Annotated in this window: 5 protein-coding genes; 4 read left to right on the forward strand and 1 reads right to left on the reverse strand. The window is 66.5% G+C overall.

Annotated elements, in window-relative coordinates:
- Positions 1 to 154: 154 nt before the first annotated feature.
- Positions 155 to 2,359, reverse strand: coding sequence for a TonB-dependent siderophore receptor (locus HTY53_RS03305; protein ID WP_174105017.1), 2,205 nt, complete (start codon positions 2,357 to 2,359; stop codon positions 155 to 157).
- A gap of 220 nt (positions 2,360 to 2,579) precedes the next feature.
- Between HTY53_RS03305 and fhuF the strand changes: the two genes are divergently transcribed.
- From fhuF to HTY53_RS03325, 4 genes are all read left to right on the forward strand, one after another.
- Entirely contained in the window at positions 2,580 to 3,356 is a 777-nt protein-coding gene (gene fhuF, locus HTY53_RS03310) for a siderophore-iron reductase FhuF (protein ID WP_174105018.1), read from the forward strand.
- 100 nt (positions 3,357 to 3,456) lie between these two features.
- Positions 3,457 to 13,098, forward strand: a complete 9,642-nt coding sequence (locus HTY53_RS03315) for a non-ribosomal peptide synthetase (protein ID WP_174105019.1) — start codon at positions 3,457 to 3,459, stop codon at positions 13,096 to 13,098.
- A gap of 4 nt (positions 13,099 to 13,102) precedes the next feature.
- A complete protein-coding gene (locus HTY53_RS03320) occupies positions 13,103 to 20,833 on the forward strand; it encodes a non-ribosomal peptide synthetase (RefSeq protein ID WP_174105020.1) in 7,731 nt (2,576 codons plus the stop codon).
- Positions 20,830 to 25,464 (forward strand): non-ribosomal peptide synthetase, encoded by a 4,635-nt coding sequence (locus HTY53_RS03325; RefSeq protein WP_174105021.1) that lies wholly within the window; start codon positions 20,830 to 20,832, stop codon positions 25,462 to 25,464. Before HTY53_RS03320 ends, HTY53_RS03325 begins: the two co-directional genes overlap by 4 nt.
- Positions 25,465 to 25,471: the final 7 nt, after the last annotated feature.

Consider the following 25,471-nt stretch of genomic DNA (forward strand, 5'->3'; position numbering starts at 1 on the left):
GTCTTCTTCCTGTGACGAACGACGGTGCCCGCGAATTACCTGTCAGCTCATTCCCGCGCACGCGGGGACCCGGCGACTTCGAAAGCAAAGGGGCCCCCGCTGTCGCGGGGACGACAGACGGGCAACAGGCTTGCGTCTGCGGTACGGGGCCGCCTTACCAGCGATACGTCGCGGTAGCCAGGATGTTGCGGCGATAGCCGTAATAGCAGGTCGTCGCACTGCCGCACTGCCCGACGTAGTCCTTGTCGAGCAGATTGGTCGCGGTCAGCGCGAAGCGCCAATGCTGGTCCAGCGTGTAGTGGATCGCGGCATCGGCCAGCCACACCGACGATACCTTGAAGGTATTGGCCGAATCGCCCCAGGTCGAGCCGATATAGCGGGCGCCGGCGCCCATGCCCAGGCCCCTCAGCATGCCGCCGCGCATCGTGTAGTCGACCCACAGCGCCGCGGTATGACGCGGGCGGTTGGTCGGCACCTTGCCGAGGTCGGGACCGTTGCTCTTGGTGGTCTCCATATTCATCAAGGTGTACGAGCCGATCGCCTTGAAGCCGTTCTGGAAGTCCATCGTGCCTTCCAGCTCGAAGCCACGCGAGCGCACCTCGCCGGTCTGGATCTGGAAATTGGTGCCGGCAGGACGCCCCGGATCCGGCGTCAGCACGTCTTGCTGCCGCAGGTCGTAGACCGCCGCGGTGATGAAGCTGTTGCTGCCCGGCGGCTGGAACTTGACGCCGAGTTCGGTCTGCTTGCCGGTGGTCGGCTTGAACGGCGAGCCCTGCCGGTCGGTGCCGGCTTGCGGCTGGAACGAAGTCGAGTAGCTGACGTACGGCGTGATGCCGTACGGTGCCTGATACAGCAGGCCGAGGCGATAGGTGAAGTCGTCCTGGTCGATAGCGGTCTTGCTAACCGCGGTGCCTCTAACTGTAGTCTGAGTCGAGGTCGTATCCGAGCTTGCCCAATCCTTACGGCCGCCCAGAACGAAGCTAAGCCTCTCAGTCAGCTTCATCTGGTCCTGGAAATACACGCCGAGCTGGCGCTGGGTCTGCTCGGCATTGGTGGACGAGGCGACCGGATTGATCCTCGCGCCGTAGACCGGATTCCACGGATCGATCAGCCCCAGCGGCGGCGTGCCGACGGTACCGAAGCCCTGCCTGTCGTCGAACTTGCCGTGCTGGTAGTCCACGCCGACCAGCATCTTGTGCCGGACCGGGCCGGTGCTGAAGTCCGCCTGCAGCTGGGTGTCGACGCCGATCGTGTCGAGCTTGCCGCCGGCGTCGAGCGAACCGCGCCGCAATTGCTGCTGCGCCGCCGAGTTCCAGCCCACGGCATACACCCCGGTATAGGTGAGGTCGCTATGCATGTAGCGCACGTTCTGCCGGACGCGGAAGGTATCGTTGAAGCGATGTTCGAACGCGTAGCCGATCGCGTACTCCTCGCGGTCGAACGTATTGAAGCCCGGCTCGCCGGTAAAGAACCCGACCGGGATCCTGCGGCCGTTCACCGTCGGAATGACGGTGCCCTCGCGCGGCAGGAAGTTGATCGCCGTGCCCTGCTTGTCGCGTTGGTAATGGGTCAGCAGCGTGAACGTGGTATCGGCGGACGGGCGGAACGTCAGTGCGGGCGCGATGAAGATGCGGTCGTCCTTGGCATGGTCGGTCTGCGTATCGCTCTTTCTGAACAGGCCGGTCAGCCGATAGAGCACGGTCTGGTTGCTGTCCACCGCGCCGGACAGATCGAAGCTGGCCTGCTTGCGATTGTGCGAGCCGTATTGCAGGTTGACCTCGCGCAGCGTCTCGGCGGTCGGCCGCTTGCTGACGAGGTTGACGAGCCCGCCCGGGGCATTGGCGCCGTACAGCACCGAACTCGGCCCGCGCAGCAGTTCGACGCGCTCGAGTCCATAGGTATCGACGCGCGGCATCAGGTAGCCGCTGGTGTAGTAGTTGATGTACAGGCCGTCGAGATATTGCCGCGCGAGGAAGCCGCGGATTACCGGCTTGTCGTAGCGCGACTCGACCACGTTGTCGCCGACCACGCCCGCCGAATAGGCGAAGGCTTCCGACACGGTTTGCACGCCGCGATCTTCCATCTGCTCGCGGGTGATCACTGAAATCGACTGCGGCGTCTCCGCCAACGGCGTATCGGTCTTGGTCGCGGTAACGCTGCGTCGAGCGACATAACCGCCGACCGGTCCGATCCCCGTTTCCGAGCCCGCGGCCCGCACCGTGACCTCCGGCAACTGGCCGGCCACCGGCTGGCCCGCCGGCGTCGCCTGCTCCTGCGCATGCGCGCTGCCCGCCAGCGCAAACAACATCACTACCGCCCGCCGCACCTCCGTCCGCCGGCAATCGAACACCCGTTGCATGAGACTCCCCTTCTTTTTGATCGCGCCGGCCCGGTATGCGAAAGGCTCACCGTAATGCTGTTGCGAATGATAATGATTCGTAATTATTACGTGAGTGGCCAGAAAACAGCAATAGGGAGCGCGAAAAGGGGAATTGGCGGCTGATCGGGACAGAAACGGGGCGCCGGCTAATTTCTTGCGGCGCCGGTCCGTCTCTCGTGGGAGGCGCCGCCCAATCGCGATGCCCCAATACGGCCTGTCCGGCCTGGAGATCCCGTTGATTGCCGAACTCTCGCCCTTCTTCCCCGGCCCTTTGCGGCGCTTCGGCGAAGGGGTTACCACGGCGTCCGCCGCTCGTGACGCCTGGCCGGGACACCGGCTCATCGAGCCTGCGGCCCTGCAGCAACGGCTGACCGAATACCGCGACACCATCGGCGCCGAACATGAGCGCGCCCCGCCCGCACTGGCGTCCTGGTGGGCCCGGCACTACTGCGTGGTGCTGGTGCCGCCGGTGCTGGTCGCGGCGGCTGCGCTGGGACGGACGGTGCCTGTATCGCTGGACCAGGTCGATATCGCCTTCGGTCCGGACGGCCTTGTATCGCGCATCCACCTGCGGTCGTCGGTGCTCGGCAACGCCGCCGCGACACTGGACGAAACGTTGGCAGCCATGACACGCCACCATCTGGCCCCGATGTTCGCCACGCTGTCGCAACTGACTCGGGCCTCGCCACGCGTGCTGTGGAGCCATGCCGCCGAGTTTGTGCAATACGTCGGCATGAACTTGCTCGCCCATCCGGCGCTCGATGCGAGTCGCCGCGACACGCTGGCGCAATGGCTGCGCCAGGACAGGGGCGCGGATGGCCGGCCGCATCCGTATCGCGCCGCGTATCTCGATCGCCCCTTGCCGGATGGCAGCGAACAACGCGTACGCCGCGTCTGCTGCCTGAAGTACCGGCTCGACGGCGACGACTACTGCGGCACCTGTCCTCTGCGAGCCGAGTGCGCGGCATTGTGCTGATCGTCACCGCGCTGCGCTAAATTCCCCGCGCTCCCCTTCGTCTTCATTCTGTCGGACGTGCTGCTGCAGCACCGGTCCATCGATTCGCATAAGGACAGCAATGCAAGGCGAAACGCTGCTCGACTATTTGATCCATCACGCGACAAGCCGCGCCGATGCGACGGCACTGACGGTGCTGGACGAGGACCACCCCGAAGGCACGCCCTACCGCTATCGCGAGCTGCTGGCGCGCGCCGCCGCCTACGCCACGCGCCTGCGCGAGGTCGCGCAGCCTGGCGAGCGCGCGATGATCGTGCTCGATACCGGCATCGATTACGTCGGCGCGTTTCTCGGCTGCCTGCTGGCGCGCGTGATCGCGGTGCCGGCCTTCCCGCCGGAATCGCTACGGCCACAGCATCTGGCGCGGCTCAATGCCATCGCTGCCGATGCCCGGCCCAGTGTGGTGCTTGTCGATGACGGCCTTGCCGGTGCCTGGGCCAGCGGCCGTTCGGACGGCCTGCAAACGGGCGTCGTCAGCGTATCGTCGGTTCAGCAATCGCTGCCCGAACCGTCCATCGAAGAGATAAAGGCATGGGCTTCGGCGGTCAGTCCCGACGCCGTGGCCTTCCTGCAATACACCTCGGGCTCGACCGCGACGCCGAAGGGCGTGATGGTGACGCACGCCAACATCGTCGCCAACGAAGCCGCCATCGCCAGCCGGTTCAGCACCACGGCGGACGACGTGATGGTCAGTTGGTTGCCGCTCTATCACGACATGGGCCTGATCGGCGGACTGCTGCATCCGCTCTATGGCGGCATGCCGCTGGTGCTGATGTCGCCGACCTATTTCCTGCAACGGCCGCGCCGCTGGCTCGAGGCGATCGACCGCTTCCGCGGCACCGTCAGCGGCGGCCCGGACTTCGCCTATCGGCTCTGCGTGGAGCGCGTGCGTCCGGCACAGGTGCAGACGCTGTCCCTGCGCAGCTGGCGCGTCGCCTTCTGCGGCGCCGAGCCGATTCGCGCCGAGACACTGGAACGGTTCGCCAGCCACTTCGCCGACGCCGGCCTCGACGCTCACGCGCTCTATCCCTGCTATGGACTGGCCGAGGCGACGCTGCTCGCGAGCGGCGGGCGTCGCGGCGAGGGTGCCACGATGACGGGGTTCGACGAAGCGGCGCTCGCCGCCGGCCGTGCCGTTCCCGCCGTCGATGACGACGGCACCCGGCTCGTTGCCTGCGGTAGTGCCGCCCCCGCGCATCGCATCGATATTCGCGATGTCGAGCGAGGCGAGCCAGTGCCGGACGGACAGATCGGCGAAATCTGCATCGCCGGGCCGAGCGTGACGGCCGGCTATTGGCAGCAACCCGAAGCTAGCGCCAACACGTACACGCACCACGATGACGCTGCGCCGCGCTACCTGCGCACGGGCGATCTCGGTTTCCTGCACGACGGCATGCTCTATGTCGCCGGACGCTTGAAGGACTTGATCATCGTCCGCGGACACAACCTGTATCCCCAGGACATCGAGATCGCGGTCGAAGCCGCGGTCGAGGTCGTGCGCAAGGGGCGCGTTGCGGCCTTCCCGCTCCGATCCGCCGACGGTCAGATCGAAACGATCGGCATCGCCGCCGAGATTGCGCGCAGCATCCAGAAGTTCGGCTCGCCCGAAGCGGTGGAAACCGCCATTCGAGAGGCGGTGGCGCAATGCTGTGGCGAGCCGCCGGGGCTGGTGCTGTTGCTGCAACCCGGCGAATTGCCGAAGACCACCAGCGGCAAGCTGCAGCGCTCGCGCTGCCTGCCGGCCTGGCGCAGCGGCGAACTGACGCTGTGGGCCGCATTCGAATCGGGGCGGCGGCTCGCGTCCGCTACGACGTCCGACGATGCCGCCTCACCGGCCGCGACCGGCAACGCCACCGTGGCGCTGCAGGGCACCGAGGCGACACTGGCGGAGCTCTGGCACGAAGTCCTCGGCGTTCGCCCTGCCTCGGCCCACGACAACTTCTTCGCCATGGGCGGCAACTCGGTGCGCGCGACCCAGCTGGTGTCGAGAACCCGGGAACGCCTGCATCGTGGCTACGCGCTGGCGCATCTGTTTGCCGATGGATCGCTGAGGGCCAACGCGGCGGTCATCGATGGAATGCTGGCGCGCGACCAGCGCGGTAGCTCCGGAAAGGAAGGCCGGATCGCACGCCGGACCGATACCGAACAACTCGCGCCGCTGTCACCAGTGCAGCGGGGCCTGTGGGTGCTGTGGTCGATGCAACCGGACAGCGGCGCCTACAACGTCTCGGGCGTATTGAAGCTCCACGGCCGATTCGATCGAATCGCGCTGCAACGCGCGGTCGATGCGCTGGTCGCCCGGCACGAGGCACTGCGCACGCGCTTCGAACTGGACCAGCATGAGGAACCAAGGCAACGGGTATTGCCTGCCGGCTCCTGCCCCATCGTCGTGCTGGATCTACGCGAGCATGGTCCCGACGCTGCCGCGAAGGCGCAGGCAATGGCGAGAACGCTTAGCGCCAAGCCCTTCGACCTGCTGGCCGCGGCGCCCCTGCGTGTTGCGCAATTGCGGGTGGCGGACGATCAGGAATGGCTGTCGATCACGGTCCACCATATCGTGTCGGATGGCTGGTCGATGAACGTGGCGATCGACGAGTTCTGCCGGCTGTACGAGGGCTTCGCGGCGGATCGCCCCGTCGACCTGCCGCCGCTGGCGATCCGCTACGCGGACTATGCCGCCTGGCATACGGATCGCCTCGCGGGGAGCGAGCGCGACCGTCAACTCGCCTACTGGAAGGATCGCCTCGGCGACGAGTCCCTTGTCCTGGAACTCCCAGGCGATCGGCCGCGCCCCGCAGTGCAAAGCCATCGCGGCGGCGCGGTGCCGTTCATGCTGGACGGCGCGCTGGCGACAAGGCTGCGCGGCATCGCGCTGGCCGCACAGACGACGATGTTCGCGGTGCTGCTGGCCGGCTTCCAGACGCTGCTGTACCGCTACACGGGGCAGCGCGATATCCGCGTCGGCGTGCCGGTTGCCAATCGCGGGCGGGTCGAGACCGAGGGCCTGGTCGGCTGCCTGGTCAATACGCTGGTCGTGCGCGCGGATATCGACGGCAGCATGCCGTGGGATGCTGTGCTTCGCCGGCTGCATGAGACGGTGCTCGAGTCGCAGGAATACCAGGACCTGCCGTTCGAACAACTGGTCGAGGCACTGCAGCCGGAACGCAGCCTGTCCCATAACCCGTTGTTCCAGGTCAAATTCAACCTCGCGCTGCCGATTGCCGTCCCCAAGAAGTTGGCCGGCCACGTCGTCACCGCCGAACAGATCGAGGGCGATGTCACGCGCTTCGATATCGCGCTGGATCTGGTCGAGAGCGAGGACGGCATCGCCGGCCGATTTGGCTATGCCACGGACCTGTTCGACCACGACACCATCGAACGGATGCGGCGCCACTATGTCGGCATCCTCGAACAAATCGCGTCGACACCGACGATTTGCGTTGGTGAGCTGGCGCTGGGCCATGAGGACGGGCGCCTCGTAGGCGAGGCGGTGACGCCCGCGCCGGCCGATGTGCTGACGGCATGGCGGCGCAGCGTCGTGGCGGAAACTTCCGCGATTGCGCTGCGATATGAGGATCAGACGCTGACTCGGGGCGAGACCGATCGGCTGGCCAATGGGATTGCGGCGGCACTGGTAGAACGCGGCATTGGGTCCGAGATGCGGGTTGGGCTTTGTGTCGAGCGCTCTCTGGCGTTCGTGACCGGGCTGCTTGGCATCCTAAAGACCGGAGCGGTCTGCGTTCCGCTGGATCCGGCGCAGCCAGCGGAGCGCTTGCGGCAGTTGCTGGACGACGCTGGCGCCGGCGTTGTCGTCGGCTCCGTGCCGGGCTTCGATTGCATCGATCCGGCCTCGGTAGCGCCGGTGGACGGCGCTCCTTCGGTCTCACTGCATTCGGGTCAGGCCGCTTACCTGATCTACACCTCGGGCTCCACCGGCACCCCAAAGGGCGTGGTCGTCAGCCACGATGCGCTGGCGCATTACGTGTCGGGCGTGCTGGATCGGCTGCAGTTGCCTAGCGATGCCTCCATGGCGATGGTCTCGACCACCGCCGCCGACCTCGGCCATACCGTGCTGTTCGGCGCCCTCTGCAGCGGCCGCACCTTGCATCTGATCTCGCGCGAGCGTGGCTTCGATCCCGATCGTTTCGCGGAGTACATGGCGCGGCATCGCGTCGGTGTACTCAAGATCGTCCCGAGCCATCTGCGCGGGTTGTTGCAGGCGCGTCAGCCTGCCGATGTCCTGCCCGAGCAGGCGCTGATTCTCGGTGGCGAGGCAACCTCGGCCGAACTGGCTCGCACGATTCGTGATCTGAAACCGCACTGCCGGCTGTTCAATCACTACGGGCCCACAGAGACGACGGTGGGCGTACTGACGCACGAGGCGGTGACCTTGCCCGAACGGCAGCTGCCCACCGGCACGCCGCTGCCAGGCTCCCGCGTCTATGTGCTCGATGCCGACCTGAACCCGGTGCCGGCCGGTATCGTTGGCGAACTCTATATCGGCGGACCGCAATTGGCACGCGGCTACCTCGGCCGCCCCGGACTGACTGCCGAGCGCTTCGTGCCCGATCCCTTCACCGACGGCGCACGGATGTACCGCACCGGCGACCGCGTCAGGCAAGATGCGGAAGGCCGAATCGAATACCTCGGCCGCCAGGACGAACAGGTCAAGATCCGCGGCTACCGCATCGAACTCGGCGAGATCGCGCATCTGCTGCGGTCGCAGCCGGGCGTCAAGGACGCCGCCGTGATCGTTCACGAGGATCTGCTGGTCGCCTACTGCGTGCTGCAGGGCACGGACACCACGACGCTAAAGACCGAACTCAAGGCGCAACTACCCGACCACATGGTCCCGGCTCAGCTGATCGCGCTCGACCGGCTCCCGGTCACGCCAAACGGCAAGCTCGATCGCCGGGCGCTGCCCGCCCCCGTGTGGGAAGCGGAAGGCTATATCGCCCCCCGCACCGAAACCGAGGCGCTGCTCGCTCAGATCTGGCAGGAAGTGCTGGGCGTCGAGCGCGTCGGCGCTACCGACAATTTCTTCGAGCTCGGTGGCGACTCGATCCTGTCGATCCAGTCGGTCAGCCGCGCCCGCCGTCTGGGTCTGCGTTTCACGCCCAAGGACCTGTTCCTGCATCAGACCGTGCAGGCGCTGGCACAAGTCGCCAAGCGCGATGAGTCCAATCGTCGCGTCGACGACATGCCTGCCGGCGAGGTGCCGCTTCTGCCGATTCAGCGGGCGTTCTTCGAGACGCCGATGCCGAACCGCGACCATTGGAACCAGTCGGTACTGCTGCGTCCCGTGGAGCGCCTCGATCCGGACGCGCTGCGCTGCGCGCTGAAGGCGCTGGTCGCCCATCACGACGCATTGCGGCTGCGCTACCGCCCGCAGGACGGGCAATGGCGGCAACACTACGCCGCGCCCGCCGAAAGCGAGTTGCTGTGGCAGGAACAAGTCGACGACGCCGGTTCCATCGCAGCGCACTGCGACCTTGCCCAGCGCAGCCTGAACCTCGCACAGGGTCCATTGCTGCGCGCTCTGCATCTGCGATTGCCCGATGGCGGCGAGCGCCTCCTGCTTGCCGTCCACCACCTTGTCGTGGACGGTGTCTCGTGGCGCATCCTGCTGGAAGACCTGCAGCAGGCATACCGGCTCGCGCAGCAACGCCAACCCATCGCTCTCCCGCCCAAGACGGCGTCGTACAAGGCTTGGGCACAGGCGCTCGTTCAACATGCGAACTCCGACGAACTTACTCGGCAAGTGGACTACTGGTGCGGTCAGCACGGCCCAGAGGTCCCTTGCGACCACGCCGTGTCGGACGACCGCATCGCGGAGGCTGCCACGCTGACCCTGCGGCTGTCGGCCGAGCAGACACAACGGCTGCTCAAGCAGGCGCCGGCCGCCTACCGCACGCAGATCAACGACCTGCTGCTCAGCGCGCTGGCGCAGGCAGTGGGCCAGTGGGCGGGTATCGATCGCACTGCCGTGCTGCTCGAAGGGCATGGCCGGGAAGCCTTGCGCGCGACGCCGGATATCGCCCGCACCGTCGGCTGGTTCACGACGATGTTTCCGGTCGTGCTGCCGGCGGTCGATGACACCGCGGCCAGCATCAAGTCGGTCAAGGAAACGCTGCGCAGCGTTCCCGACCATGGCATCGGCTACGGGGTGCTGCGCCATCTCGGGCCACAAGCCATTCGTGACCGACTCGCGTCCCGCGCACTGCCCCGCATCACGTTCAACTATCTGGGTCAGTTCGACAAGAACGTCGGTGGCGACGCGCTATTCGACTTCGCCGACGAGTCCAGCGGAGCCAGCCGCGATCCCGAGGCGCCGCTTGGCAACTGGATCACGATCAACGGTCAGGTCAGCGGCGGCGTGCTGTCGCTGGGCGTCACCTTCAGCACCGCCCGCTACCGTCAGGAGACCATCGCCTCGCTGGTGCAAGCCTATCGGCAGGCGTTGGAGGCCACCATCGACCATTGCCTCAGCGTGCCGCCCGGCGCGCTGACGCCGTCCGATGTGCCGCTGGCCGGCCTGACTCAAGCTCAACTGGATCGCCTCAACGGTGCGCAGATCGAGGACTTGTATCCGCTGACGCCGATGCAGCACGGCATGCTGTTCCACTCGCTCTACGCGCCGGAGGCCGGGCTGTACGTCAACCAGCTCGCCATCACGCTCGACGGCCTCGATGCCGAGCGCTTCCGCTCCGCCTGGGACGAGACGGTGGCGCGGCACGAGATCCTGCGCACCGGCTTTGTCTGGATCGACGGCCAGGCCATGCAGGCCGTCTATCGGCAGGTACCTTCGCCGGTCCGCATCGATGCCGAGCGCGACTGGAACGAATCGGCTTGCGACGACGCCGCGCTCGAAGAACGGAAACAGGCCTTTGCCCTCGACACCGCTCCGCTGATGCGCGTGCGCCTGCTCCGTCTGAACGCGAACCGCTACCGCATGATCTGGACCAGCCACCATCTGGTGCTCGATGGCTGGAGCACCGCGCGCCTGATCGGCGAGGTCCTGCAGCGCTACCACGGCCTGCCGGTCGAGGTGCCCGCCTCGCGCTATCGTGACCACATCGCGTGGCTGCAAACGCAGGACGTGGCCGCCAGCGAGTCGTTCTGGCGCGAGCGGCTGCAAGCGCTCGATGAACCGACCCGGTTGGCCTCCGCCCTTCCCGCGCCGGATGCCGGCACCGGACACGCCACCTGCCGCACCAGCCTCGATGCCGACATGCTTGCCCGCCTTCAGCGCAGCGCCGCCAGCCAGCATCTGACCCTGAACACGCTGCTGCAGGCGGCCTGGGTCATCGTGCTGCAGCGCTATACCGGACGGCGTGCCGTCGCCTTCGGCGCCACGGTGGCCGGACGGCCGGCGGCACTGCCGGGTGCCGAGGCGATGCTGGGCCTGTTCATCAATACGCTGCCGGTGATCCAGGCACCCACGCCGGACCAATCCGTCGCCGACTGGCTGCAAGCGCTGCAAGCGGAGAATCTGGCGCTGCGCGAACACGAGCATGTGCCGCTGTACGAAATCCAGCGCTGGGCCGGTCAAGCCGGACAGGCGCTGTTCGACTCGATCCTGGTGTTCGAGAACTACCCGGTCGATGCGGCGCTGCGCCAGCGCGAACAGAACGGCCTGAAGCTTGGCGAAGTCAGCCATGCGGCGACTACCAACTATCCGTTGACGCTGGTGGTGTCTGCAGGCGTGACCCTCGATATCGTCTGCAGCTATCAGTGCGAAGCGTTTTCGCACGCTGCCGTCGAGCAATTGCAGCGGGAATACGTTGGCATGCTGGACCAGATTGCCGCCGCACCGACAGCACGTATCGCAGAGTTGAAGTTACTCGATACCGATCATCCCGCGCAGTCCCGGGATGGCGATGCACCGGACCAGCGCCTCTCGACGGCCGCCGTCCACGTCGCCATCGCGTGTCAGGCGGCCCAGCGCCCCGATGCCATTGCCGTGCGTTGCGGCGCGCGTGCCATCAGCTTCGGCGAGCTCGATACCGCCGCAACTCGTCTCGCCTACGCCTTGCATGCCGCCGGCGCCGGGCCGGAAACCGTCGTCGGCGTGGTGCTCGACCGCAGTCCGGACCTGATCGTGCGGCTGCTCGCCACGCTCAAGGCCGGCGCCGCCTACCTTCCGCTGGACCCGGAGCTGCCATCAGCGCGTATTGACCAGTTGCTGCAGGACGCCGGAGTCAGGGTCGTTCTGACCTCCAGAGCGCTGCTTGGCCGTGTCGACACCGCCCTGCCGATCGTCGTGATGGAGGACATCGGTGAACCGGCACCGGTGCCACTGCCCGCCGTCGATCCCCGCCAGCTCGCCTACCTGATCTACACCTCCGGTTCGACCGGTACGCCCAAGGGCGTCGCCGTCGAACACGGCCCGCTGGCCATGCACTGCCACGCCACCGTCGAGCAGTACGGCATGGGCCCGGACGACCGTGAGTTGCACTTCCTGTCGTTCAACTTCGACGGCGCCCATGAGCGCTGGCTCGTGCCGCTGATTGCCGGCGCCCAACTGGTGCTGCGCGACGACACGCTGTGGAGCGCCGAGCAAACGCTTGAAGTCATCGCTCGCGAAGGCGTGACCAATGCCGGCTTCCCGCCCGCGTATTTGCAACGGCTGGCCGAGGCGGCCACCGAGCCGGTGCCGCTGCGTCTGCTGTCGTTCGGCGGCGAAGCGATGTCGCGCGAAGCCTTCGCCCGTATCAAGCAGAAGTTTCGTGCCGGTACGCTGATCAATGGTTACGGACCGACCGAGGCCGTGGTCACGCCGCTGGCCTGGGTCGGGCAGCACGACACCGATTGCCCGAGTGCCTATGTACCGATCGGCAGACCGGTGGGCGACCGCACCGCTTACGTTCTCGACGCCGACCTCAACCCGGTGCCGATTGGCGTGGCCGGCGAGTTGTATATCGGCGGGCTCGGTCTCGCGCGCGGCTATGTCGGAAAACCGGGCCTGACCGCGGAGCGCTTCGTGCCCGACCCCTTCACCACCGGCGCCCGCATGTACCGCACCGGCGATATGGTCCGGCGCTGTCGCGACGGCAGCGTCGAATACGTCGGCCGTCTGGACCATCAAGTCAAGATCCGCGGCTATCGCATCGAACTGGGCGAGATCGAAGCCCGTCTGCGCGCACACGCAACCGTGCGAGAGGCGGTAGTCGTAGCCCACGATGGCCCGGGCGGAAAGCAGCTGGTGGCTTATGCCGTTCCGGTCGAAGACCAGCCCGGCATCGGGGCCAGGTTGAGAGCCTATCTGGAAGGTTGCCTGCCGCCTTATATGGTGCCGGCGCAGATCGTGCCGCTGAACCAGTTGCCGGTCACGTCCAACGGCAAGCTCGACCGCCGCGCGCTGCCCGAGCCGGTATGGGAAACCCACGCCTACGTGGCGCCGCGCAACGACGTCGAAACGATGCTGGCGACGATCTGGCAGGAGGTGCTTGGCGCCGAGCGGGTCGGCATACACGACGATTTTTTCGAGCTTGGCGGCCACTCCCTGCTGCTGACGCAACTCGTTTCCCGGCTGCATCGCGAGTTCGGCAACACGCTGACGCTGCGTCAAGCGATGTCGCTGCCGACCGTTGCGGAGCTTGCTGACTACATCGCCCAGCAACAAGCGACCGGCACCACGGTGAACGTCGTCTGCCAATTGCAGACCATCGACGACCTGATGGCTGACCTCGAGGCCTCCTAATCCCATGAACGATCAGCAAGCGAGCCGGGAACTGATCCGGCGTTTCGTCGGCCTTCCGCCGGAAAAGCGGAAGATTTTGCTGGAGCGGTTGGGCCAGCAGGGCATTTCGCTGTCGGTACTGCCGATCACGCCCGACTGGCGACCGGCCACCAACGATCTGCCGCTGTCCGCCGCACAACAGCGGATGTGGTTCCTGTGGAAGCTGGCCCCTGCCGGCAGCGCCTATCACCTCGCCGGCATGCTGCGTCTGCGCGGCGAGGTAGACGATGGCGCCTTGCAGCGGACCTTCGATGCGCTGGTGGAGCGGCACGAGAGCCTGCGCACCACCTTCCATCAGGAGGGCGAGCAGGCGGTGCAGCGGATCCACGCGCCTCAACCGCTGCCGATTGCCATCAGCGATCTGCGCGACGCCGAGCCGACACAGCGCGACGCTGCTGTGCAATCGATGGTCGACGCCGAAGCTCAAGCCCCCTTCGACCTCGAACAGGGACCGCTGCTGCGCGTTCGCCTGCTCCGATTGGCCGATGACGATCACATCCTCTTGGTCACCATGCACCATATCGTCTCCGACGGCTGGTCGATGAACGTGGTGATCAACGAGTTCGCCCGGCTCTATGCGGGCTTCGTCAGCGGCCAACCCGCTCAACTGGCGCCACTGCCGATTCAATACGCCGACTACGCGGCGTGGCAGAAGCAGTGGCTCGAGGCCGGCGAACTCGAGCGGCAGCTGCGCTATTGGAAGTCGCATCTGGCCGACGATGGCACCGTCGTGCTGGAACTGCCGACCGACCGGCCGCGCCCAGCGGTGCCGAGCCATCGCGGCGGTGCGGTGTCGTTCTCGCTCGATGCCGACCTGTCGTCCAGGCTGCGTACCCTCGCTCGCAACACGGATACCACCCTCTTCACCGTGCTGCTGGCCGCCTTCCAGGTCCTGCTCTACCGCTACACCGGCCAGCGCGACCTGCGCGTCGGCGTGCCGGTGGCGAACCGCAACCGCGTCGAAACCGAAGGCGTGGTCGGCTTTTTCGTCAACACGCAGGTACTGCGCAACGAAATCGACGGCAGCATGGCGTTCGACGCGGTACTGGCCCGTGCCCGCGAGTCGGTGCTGCAAGCCCAGGCACATCAGGAGCTGCCGTTCGAGCAATTGGTGGAAGCGCTGCAACCCGAGCGCAATCTGTCGCACAACCCGCTGTTCCAGGTCATGCTCAATCACCAGCGGCGCGACCTGCGCGCGCTCGATCGCCTGCCCGGGCTGGTGCTGGAGAAGGTGGAGCGAACCGCCAACGCCGCCAAGGTCGATCTGGCGCTCGATACGCAGGAGGACGAGCATGGCGTCCTCAGCGGCGTGTTCGGCTATGCGGCCGATCTGTTCGAGCACGACACCGTCGAGCGTTTGCAGCGGCATTTCATCGGTGTGCTGAAGCAAATCGCCGTACGGCCTCAGGCCCGTGTTGGCGAGCTGGACCTTCTCGATAGCGACGAGCAAGGTCGCCTGCGTGAGTGGAACGCAGCCGATAGACGGTTCTCTGGCTCAGAACCGGTCCACGTGTCCATCGCCAACCAGGCGGCCCGGCGGCCCGATGCCATTGCCATACGCTGCGGGCAGCGTGTCGTCAGCTATGGCGAGCTGGATGTCGCCTCGACGCACTTGGCCTACGCGCTGCATGCCGCCGGGGCCGGCCCCGAGACGGTCGTCGGCGTGGTGCTAGACCGCAGTCCGGACCTGATCGTGCGGCTGCTTGCCACGCTCAAGGCCGGTGCCGCCTACCTGCCGCTGGACCCGGAGCTGCCTGCTGCGCGCATCGACCACTTGCTGCACGACGCCGGAGTCAGGGTCGTTCTGACTTCCAGAGGGCTGCTTGGCCGTGTCGACACCGCCCTGCCCGTCGTCGTAATGGAGGACATCGGTGAACCTGCACCGGTTCAGCTGCCTCAAGTCGATCCGCGCCAGCTCGCCTACCTGATCTACACCTCCGGCTCGACCGGTACGCCCAAGGGCGTCGCCGTCGAACACGGCCCCTTGGCGATGCACTGCCACGCCACCGTCGAGCAGTACGGCATGGGCCCGGACGACCGTGAGTTGCACTTCCTGTCGTTCAACTTCGACGGCGCCCACGAGCGCTGGCTCGTGCCGCTGATCGCTGGCGCCCAACTGGTGCTGCGCGACGACACCCTATGGAGCGCCGAGCAAACGCTTGAAGTCATCGCTCGCGAAGGCGTGACCAATGCCGGCTTCCCGCCCGCCTATCTGCTGCGCCTTGCGGAGGCGGCCACCGAGCCGGTGCCACTGCGCCTGTTGTCCTTCGGCGGCGAAGCGACGTCGCGCGAAGCCTTTGTCCGTATCAAGCAGAAGTTTCGTGCCGGTACGCTGATCAATGGTTACGGACCGACCGAGGCCGTGGTCACGCCGCTGGCCTGGGTCGGGCAGCACGGCACCGATTGCCCGAGCGCCTATGTGCCGATCGGCAGACCGGTGGGCGACCGCACCGCTTACGTTCTCGACGCGGACCTGAATCCGGTGCCGGTCGGGGTCACTGGCGAGCTCTATATCGGTGGTCTTGGGCTGGCGCGTGGCTACGTCGGCCGACCCGCTCTGACTGCCGAGCGCTTCGTGCCCGACCCCTTCACCACCGGCGCCCGCATGTACCGCACCGGCGATCTGGTCCGGCGCTGTCGCGACGGCAGCATCGAATACGTCGGCCGTCTGGACCATCAGGTCAAGATCCGCGGCTATCGCATCGAACTCGGCGAGATCGAAGCCCGTCTGCGTGCCCATGCCTCGGTCCGCGAAGCCGTCGTCCTTGCGCACGATGGTCAAGGAGGGAAACAGCTGGTCGCGTATGTTGTCGCCCGCCAGGATGCAACCGATCTCTCCGCCGAGCTTCGCGCCTATCTCGAAGGCTGCCTCCCCGGCTATATGGTCCCGGCGCACATCATGGTGCTGGATCGGTTGCCGGTCACGGCGAATGGCAAGCTGGACCGCCGGGCGCTGCCCGAGCCGCAGTGGGAACCCAAGGGCTACGTCGCGCCGCGCAACGATATCGAAACGCTGCTCGCCCAGGTTTGGCAGGAGGTCCTGAGTGTCGAGCAAGTCGGCATCACGGACAACTTCTTCGAGCTCGGCGGGGATTCGATCCTGTCGATCCAGGCCGTCAGCCGGGCGCGTCGCGTTGGCCTGCGTTTCACGCCCAAGGACCTGTTCCTGCATCAGACCGTGCAGGCCCTGGCCCAGGTCGCCGCTCGCGACGAGGCGCGCCACGCCGTCGAGGACGCGCCGACCGGCGAGGTGCCGCTGCTGCCGATCCAACAGGCGTTCTTCGAGACGCCGATGCCGCAGCGCCACCATTGGAACCAATCCGTACTGCTGCACCCCCGGGAGCCACTCGACCACGAAGCACTACAGCAGGCGCTGCGTGCCGTGACCCGCCATCATGACGCGTTGCAGTTACGGTACCGGGAGACCGAGGGCGAATGGCGCCAGCACTACGCCGAGCCAGTAGAAGGCGAACTGCTGTGGCGGGAAGATGTCGCTGATGTGGAGGCCATCGACGCACACTGCACCCGCGCGCAACAAAGCCTCAACCTCCAACACGGCCCGCTGCTTCGCGCGCTGCAGCTTCGGCTGCCGGACGGCAGTGAGCGACTGCTGCTCGCTGTTCACCACCTCGTGATCGATGGCGTCTCGTGGCGCGTCCTGCTGGAGGATCTCCAGCATGCGTACCGCCTTGCCCGGAATGGTCTGTCGATCGCCCTTCCGCCCAAGACGGCATCGTACAAGGCCTGGGCGCAGGCATTGGCGCAGCACGCGAACTCGGACGATCTGCTCCGGCAGGCCGCCCACTGGCGCACCCAGCAAGGGCCGGAGCTGCCTTGCGATCTCGCCGTGGAGAACGATCGCATCGCCGACGCCGCCACGCTGAACCTGCAACTGTCGCCGGCCCAGACACAGCGGCTGCTGAAACAAGCGCCCGCGGCATATCGCACGCAGATCAACGACCTGTTGCTGAGCGCGCTCGCACGAGCCGTCGGCCATTGGGCCGGCGTAGGCCGGGCAGCCATCTTCCTGGAAGGCCACGGCCGCGAAGCGTTGTTCGAGAACGTGGATATCAGCCGCACCGTCGGCTGGTTCACCAGCCTTTTTCCCGTCGTTCTGCCAGTGCTCGGCGACACTGCCAGCAGCATCAAGGCAGTCAAGGAAACGTTGCGACGGATACCGGATCACGGCATCGGCTATGGCTTGCTGCGGCATCTCGGGCCGCGGGCGATCCGCGACGAACTGGCCGCGCTCCGTTCGCCTCGCATCACGTTCAACTATCTGGGCCAGCTTGACGCCAGTATCGGCGAAGCAGCCCTGTTCGATCGCGCCACCGAATCTCCGGGGCAGCCCGTTTCTTCGGAGGCGCCGCTTGGCAACTGGATCACGATCAATGGTCAGGTCAGCAGCGGGGTGCTGTCGCTGGGCGTCACGTTCAGCACCGCCCGCTACCGTCAGGAGACCATCGCTTCGCTGGTGCAAGCCTATCGGCAGGCGTTGGAGGCCACCATCGACCATTGCCTCAGCGTGCCGCCCGGTGCGCTGACGCCTTCGGACGTGCCGCTCGCTGGACTTACCCAGGATCAGCTCGATCGCCTCGACGGCCGCCAGATCGAGGACCTGTATCCGCTGACGCCGATGCAGCACGGCATGCTGTTCCACTCGCTCTACGCGCCGGAGGCCGGGCTGTACGTCAACCAGCTCGCCATCACGCTCGACGGCCTCGATGCCGAGCGCTTCCGCTCCGCCTGGGACGAGACGGTGGCGCGGCATGAGATTCTGCGTACCGGCTTCATCTGGATCGACAGCCAGGCCATGCAGGCCGTCTATCGGCAGGTACCTTCGCCGGTCCGCATCGATGCCGAGCGCGACTGGAGCGAATCGGCTTGCGACGACGCCGCGCTCGAAGAACGCAAACTGGCCTTCGCACTCGACGCCGCCCCGCTGATGCGCGTGCGCCTGCTCCGTCTGAACGCGAACCGCTACCGCATGATCTGGACCAGCCACCATCTGCTGCTCGATGGCTGGAGCACCGCGCGCCTGATCGGCGAGGTCCTGCAGCGCTACCACGGCCAGCCGGTCGAGGTGCCTGCCTCGCGCTATCGCGACCACATCGCGTGGCTGCAAACGCAGGACGTGGCCGCCAGCGAGTCGTTCTGGCGCGAGCGGCTGCAAGCGCTCGATGAACCGACCCGGTTGGCCTCCGCCCTTCCCGCGCCGGATGCCGGCACCGGACACGCCACCTGCCGCACCAGCCTCGAAGCCGACGCCCTCGCCCGCCTCCAGCGCAGCGCCGCCAGCCAGCATCTGACCCTGAACACGCTGCTGCAGGCGGCCTGGGTCATCGTGCTGCAGCGCTATACCGGACGACGTGCCGTTGCCTTCGGCGCCACGGTCGCGGGACGGCCGGCGGCGTTGCCTGGCGCCGAGGCGATGCTGGGCCTGTTCATCAATACGCTGCCGGTGATCCAGGCACCCACGCCGGACCAGTCGGTCGCCGACTGGCTGCAGGCGTTGCAAGCGGAGAACTTGGCGCTGCGCGAACACGAGCATGTGCCGCTGTACGAAATCCAGCGCTGGGCCGGTCAAGCCGGACAGGCGCTGTTCGACTCGATCCTGGTGTTCGAGAACTACCCGGTCGATGCGGCGCTGCGCCAGCGCGAACAGAACGGCCTGAAGCTTGGCGAAGTCAGCCATGCGGCGACTACCAACTATCCGTTGACGCTGGTGGTGTCTGCCGGTTCGACCCTCGATATCGGCTGCAGCTACCAGTGCGATCTTTTCTCGCAGGAGACCATCCTGCAATTGCAGCGGCACTATGTTGCCGTGCTCGAGCAGTTGGCGGCGACCCCAAAGCTCTGCGTCGGTGACCTGCGGCTTGCAAGCGGGGACGATGGGCGCCTTGTGGGAGAGGCCCCGGGTACCCAACCAATCGATGTGCTGACAGCATGGCAACGTACTGTTGCCACGGGTCCCGCTGCCATCGCGCTGAGATACGAAGACCAAGCGCTGACGCGCGTCGATACCGATGGCTTGTCCAATGCGGTCGCGGCAGCACTGGTCGAACGCGGAGTTGGGCGGGAGACTCGGGTTGGGCTCTGCGTCGAACGGTCATTGACGTTCGTCACCGGGCTGCTCGGCATCCTGAAGGCCGGGGCGGTTTGCGTGCCTCTCGATCCGGCGCAGCCTGCTGACCGACTGCGGCACTTGCTGCACGACGCCGGTGCGCGTGTTGTCGTGGGTTCTGTGCCAGGCTTCGATTGCATCGATCCGGCGTCGGTGGCGCCGCTGGCCCACGCCCCTTCGGTCTCGTTGCTTCCGGGCCAGGCCGCTTACCTGATCTACACCTCCGGCTCGACCGGTACGCCCAAGGGCGTGGTCGTCAGCCACGATGCGCTGGCGCACTACGTCTGCGGCGTGCTGCACCGCCTGCAGTTGCCTGCCGATGCGTCAATGGCGATGGTTTCGACTACGGCTGCCGACCTCGGCCATACGGTGCTGTTCGGCGCCCTTTGCAGTGGCCGGACCCTGCATTTGATCTCGCGCGAGCGCGGCTTCGATCCGGATCGCTTCGCCGACTACATGGCTCAGCACCGTGTTGGCGTGCTCAAGATTGTGCCGAGCCATCTGCGCGGGCTGCTGCAGGCGCGCCAGCCCACCGACGTGTTGCCCGAGCAGGCGCTGATTGTCGGTGGCGAGGCGACACCGGCAGAACTGGCACGGGCCATCCGGGAGCGGAAGCCGCAGTGCCGGCTGTTCAACCACTACGGGCCCACCGAAACCACGGTCGGCGTGCTGACACACGAAGCGGTGACCTTGCCCGGGCGGCAGTTGCCCACGGGCACGCCATTGCCCGGTTCTCGGGTCTATGTGCTCGACGCCGATCTGAACCCTTTACCGGCCGGCATCGTCGGCGAGCTCTATATCGGCGGGCCACAGCTGGCGCGCGGCTATCTCGGTCGCCCGGGACTGACCGCGGAACGCTTCGTCCCCGATCCCTTTGTCCACGGTGCTCGCATGTATCGCACCGGCGATCGAGTCAAGCAAGACGCAGAAGGCCGTATCGAATACCTCGGTCGTCAAGACGAACAGGTCAAGATCCGCGGCTACCGCGTCGAACTCGGGGAGGTCGCGCATCTGCTGCGGTCTCAAGCCGGCGTCAAGGACGCCGCCGTGATTGCCCACGAGGACCGGCTGGTCGCCTACTGCGTGCTGAACGGCACGGACACCGCGACGCTGAGGTCCCGGCTCAAAGCGCAACTTCCCGACCACATGGTTCCGGCACAACTCATCACGCTGGACCGGCTCCCCGTCACGCCAAACGGCAAGCTGGACCGCCGCGCGCTCCCCGCCCCGGTATGGGAAACCCAAGGCTACGTTGCCCCGCGCAACGAGATCGAAAGCCTGCTCGCACAGGTCTGGCAAGACGTTCTCGGCGTCGAGCAAGTCGGCATTCACGACAACTTCTTCGACCTCGGCGGCCATTCGCTGCTGGTGACACGGCTGGCCGCCCTGATCAACGCGCGGCTGCCGGCACCAGTGCCACTACGGGTGTATTTCGAATCGACGAGTCTCGCCGAGATGGCTGCCAGCATCGCGCAAACGAATGACAAGCACCACGCGCAAGACAGACCCGCCGAAGCCGAACAGTGGGCCGACATGGAGGCGTGGCTCGATACGCTGGAGACAGAAGCATGAGTGCTGACAAACTTCGCCTCGCACAGCGGTTCGCGAGCTTGTCTCCCGCGGGGCAGCAGCGATTCATTGAAGAACTGAACGCCCGCGGCATGGACTTTGGGCGGCTGCCGATTGCCGCTCGCTCGTGCAGCGAGGCCGCGTTGTCCTATGCGCAGCAGCGGCTATGGTTTCTGTGGCAGCTGGATCGGGACAGCGGCCTCTACAACATTCCGCGCGCCGTGCGGCTACGCGGAGTCCTCGATCAAGCAGCGCTTCAGCGAACCTTCGATGCGCTGGTGGAACGGCACGAGAGCTTGCGCACCACCTTCCATCAGGAGGGCGAGCAGGCGGTGCAGCGTATCCATCCGCCTCGGCCGCTGCCGATTGCCATCAGCGATCTGCGCGACACCGACCCGGCGCAGCGTGATGCTGCTGTGCAATCGATGGTCGACGCCGAAGCCCAGGCCCCGTTCGACCTCGAGCAGGGACCGCTGCTGCGCGTTCGCCTGCTGCGGCTGGCCGACGACGACCACATCCTGCTGGTCACCATGCACCATATCGTCTCCGACGGCTGGTCGATGAACGTGGTGATCGACGAGTTCGCGCGCCTCTATGCGGGCTTCGTCAGCGGCCAGCCGGCTCAACTCGCTCCACTGCCGATTCAATACGCCGACTACGCGGCGTGGCAGAAGCAGTGGCTCGAGGCCGGTGAATTGGAGCGGCAGCTGCGCTATTGGAAGTCGCATCTGGCCGAGGATGGCACCGTCGTGCTGGAACTGCCCACGGACCGGCCGCGTCCGGCGGTGCCGAGCCATCGCGGCGGTGCCGTTTCGTTCTCGCTCGATGCCGAACTGTCGTCCAGGTTGCGTACCCTCGCTCGAAACGCGGACACCACCCTCTTTACCGTGCTGCTGGCCGCCTTCCAGGTCCTGCTCTACCGCTACACCGGCCAGCGCGACCTGCGCGTTGGCGTGCCGGTGGCCAACCGCAACCGCGTCGAGACCGAAGGCGTGGTCGGCTTTTTCGTCAACACGCAGGTCCTGCGCACCGAGATCGAAGGCAGCATGACCTTTGAATCCGTGCTCGAGCGCGCCCGCGAGTCGGTGCTGCAAGCCCAAGCCCATCAGGAGCTGCCGTTCGAGCAATTGGTGGAAGCGCTGCAACCCGAGCGCAATCTGTCGCACAACCCGCTGTTCCAGGTCATGCTGAACCATCAGCGGCGCGACCTGCGCGCGCTCGATCGCCTGCCCGGGCTGGTGCTGGAGAAGGTCGAGCGAACCGCCAACGCGGCCAAGGTCGATCTGGCGCTCGATACGCAGGAGGACGAGCATGGCGTCCTCAGCGGCGTGTTCGGCTATGCGGCCGATCTGTTCGAGCACGACACCGTCGAGCGTTTGCAGCGGCATTTTGTCGGCGTGTTGCGCGCCGTGGCGGACGAGCCGGCCATCGCGATCGCGGCCATCCCGCTGCTGCTTGCGGGCGAGCAGCGGCAGTTGGCCGATTGGAATGTTGTCGATCGTCGCTACTCGGCTGCGGAGCCCGTCCACCTCGCCATCGCGCGCCAAGCGGCCCAGCGCCCCGATGCCATTGCTGTGCGTTGCGGCGTGCGTGCCGTCAGCTACGGCGAGCTCGATGCCGCCGCAACTCGTCTCGCCTACGCCTTGCATGCCGCCGGCGCCGGGCCGGAAACCGTCGTCGGCGTGGTGCTCGACCGCAGTCCGGACCTGATCGTGCGGCTGCTCGCCACGCTCAAGGCCGGCGCCGCCTACCTGCCGCTGGACCCGGAGCTGCCATCAGCGCGTATTGACCAGTTGCTGCAGGACGCCGGAGTCAGGGTCGTTCTGACCTCCAGAGCGCTGCAGGGCCGGATCAATACCACGCTGCCCGTCGTCGTGATGGAGGACATCGGTGAACCGGCACCGGTTCAGCTGCCTCAAGTCGATCCCCGCCAGCTCGCCTACCTGATCTACACCTCCGGCTCCACTGGCACCCCCAAGGGCGTCGCCGTCGAACACGGCCCGCTGGCCATGCACTGCCACGCCACCGTCGAGCAGTACGGCATGGGCCCGGACGATCGCGAGCTGCACTTCCTGTCGTTCAACTTCGACGGCGCCCACGAGCGCTGGCTCGTGCCGCTGATCGCAGGCGCCCAACTGGTGCTGCGCGACGACACCTTGTGGAGCGCCGAGCAGACCCTTGAAGTCATCGGCCGCGAAGGCGTGACCAACGCCGGCTTCCCGCCCGCCTATCTGCTGCGGCTGGCCGAGGCGGCCACCGAGCCTGTACCGCTGCGGCTGCTGTCGTTCGGCGGCGAAGCGATGTCGCGCGAAGCCTTTGCCCGTATCAAGCAGAAGTTCCGTGCCGGCACGCTGATCAATGGCTACGGCCCGACCGAGGCCGTGGTCACCCCGCTGGCCTGGGTCGGACAGCACGGCACCGATTGCCCGAGCGCCTATGTACCGATCGGCAGACCGGTGGGCGACCGCACCGCTTACGTGCTCGACGCGGACCTGAATCCGGTGCCGGTCGGGGTCACTGGCGAGCTCTATATCGGTGGTCTCGGACTGGCGCGTGGCTACGTCGGCCGACCCGCTCTGACTGCCGAGCGCTTCGTGCCCGACCCCTTCAACACCGGCGCCCGCATGTACCGCACCGGCGATCTGGTCCGGCGCTGTCGCGACGGCAGCATCGAATACGTCGGCCGTCTGGACCATCAGGTCAAGATCCGCGGCTATCGCATCGAACTCGGCGAGATCGAAGCCCGTCTGCGTGCCCACGCAACCGTGCGAGAAGCGGTAGTCGTACCCCACGATGGGCCGGGCGGAAAGCAGCTGGTGGCCTATGTTGTGCCGATCCACGGCGAGGTCGAAGTGCCCGCACGGCTCCGGGCATATCTCGAGAACGTCCTGCCGCCCTACATGGTGCCGGCGCAAATCGTTCCGCTGACCCAGTTGCCGGTCACCCCGAACGGCAAGCTCGATCGCCGGGCCCTTCCGGAGCCCGTATGGGAGGTGCAAGGCTACGTCGGCGCGAGCAACGAGGTCGAGACCAAGCTGGCCCAGGTCTGGCAGGAGGTCCTGGGTGTCGAGCGAGTCGGCATCACGGACAACTTCTTCGAGCTCGGCGGCGACTCGATCCTGTCGATTCAGGCGGTCAGCAAGGCGCGTCGCCTTGGCCTGCGCTTCACGCCCAAGGACCTGTTCCTGCATCAGACCGTTCAGGCTCTCGCTCGGGCGGCGACGCGCGACGAGACGGACCGGTCCGTCGAAGACAAGCCCGCCGGTGAAGTGCCGCTGCTGCCGATTCAACGATGGTTCTTCGAGACGCCGATGCCAAATCGCCATCATTGGAACCAGTCGGTACTGCTGAAGCCCGTTGCTCCGATCGACCCGCCGGCGCTACGCCAGGCGCTTCAAGCCCTCGTCGCCCATCACGACGCCTTGCGCCTGCGCTATCGGCAGTCCGATAGCCAATGGCAGCAGTATTACGCCGAGCACGAGGATCATGAACTGCTGTGGCACGAAGAGATGCCCGACCTCGCCGCCATGACGGACCGTTGCAGCGATGCCGAGCGAAGCCTGGACCTCGAACAGGGGCCGTTGCTGCGTGCGCTGCACGTTCGACTACCCGACGGCAGCGAGCGGCTGCTGCTCGCGGTGCACCATCTGGTGGTCGATGGGGTGTCATGGCGGATCCTGATGGAGGACCTGCAGCAGGCGTATCGCCTCGCACGTCAGGGTGAAGCCATCGTCCTTCCGCCAAAAACCGCGTCGTACAAGACGTGGGCGCAGACCTTGGCGGCGCACGCCAATGGCGATGCCATGCGGCGGCAGGCGGACTACTGGCTATCGCAGTCCGACGTGCCAGCGCTGGAACCCGATCACGACACGCCGGCGCTCGCCATCGACGGGCGCCAGCACACGATCCGCCTGGACGCTGCGCGCACCACGCAACTGCTGCAGCAAGCGCACGGCCCCTATCGCACCCGCATCAACGACCTGCTGCTGAGCGCCGTCGCGCGTGCGCTTGCCACATGGACACAACGCTCGCGTGTCGCGATCCAGCTGGAAGGACATGGCCGGGAAGCGCTCGCCGATTCGGTCGACGTCAGCCGCACGGTGGGATGGTTCACCACGGTGTTTCCCGTGGTGCTGCCCGTGGCGCCCGATATCGGCGGCACCATCAAGCAGGTCAAGGAGACCTTGCGGGCGATTCCGGACAACGGCATCGGCTATGGCCTGTTGCGTCATCTAGGCCCTGCCGAGATCCGGTCGGAGCTGGCGCGTCGCGCCGAGCCGCGCGTCACCTTCAACTATCTGGGGCAATTCGACCAGGCCGCGGGCGAGGACGCCGACTTTGCACTGGCCGATGAACCGAGCGGTGCGAGCCGCGATGCGCACGCCCCGCTCGGCAACGCGCTGACCATCAATGGCCAGGTATTCGGCGCCGAGCTGGTGCTGAAACTGGGCTACAGCTGCAAACAGTTCGAGTCCGCCACCATCGAGCGCCTGGGCGATGCGCTCCGCCGCGAACTGGAAGCCGTCATCGAGCACTGTCTCTGCCAAGACAACCACGGCATGACGCCATCAGATCTGGTCAATGTCCAGATCGACCAGGACGCGCTCGACGCGCTGCTCGATAACGTGCTCTGAACCGTGC

This window comes from Cupriavidus gilardii (assembly GCF_013314895.1).
Classification (GTDB): Bacteria; Pseudomonadota; Gammaproteobacteria; order Burkholderiales; family Burkholderiaceae; genus Cupriavidus; species Cupriavidus gilardii_C.

What these genes read in the sequence shown, in the direction of transcription:
- HTY53_RS03305 (WP_174105017.1), bottom strand. Translation starts at nt 2,359, where the DNA reads ATGCAACGGGTGTTCGATTGCCGGCGGACGGAGGTGCGGCGGGCGGTA.
- fhuF (WP_174105018.1), top strand. Translation starts at nt 2,580, where the DNA reads ATGCCCCAATACGGCCTGTCCGGCCTGGAGATCCCGTTGATTGCCGAA.
- HTY53_RS03315 (WP_174105019.1), top strand. Translation starts at nt 3,457, where the DNA reads ATGCAAGGCGAAACGCTGCTCGACTATTTGATCCATCACGCGACAAGC.
- HTY53_RS03320 (WP_174105020.1), top strand. Translation starts at nt 13,103, where the DNA reads ATGAACGATCAGCAAGCGAGCCGGGAACTGATCCGGCGTTTCGTCGGC.
- HTY53_RS03325 (WP_174105021.1), top strand. Translation starts at nt 20,830, where the DNA reads ATGAGTGCTGACAAACTTCGCCTCGCACAGCGGTTCGCGAGCTTGTCT.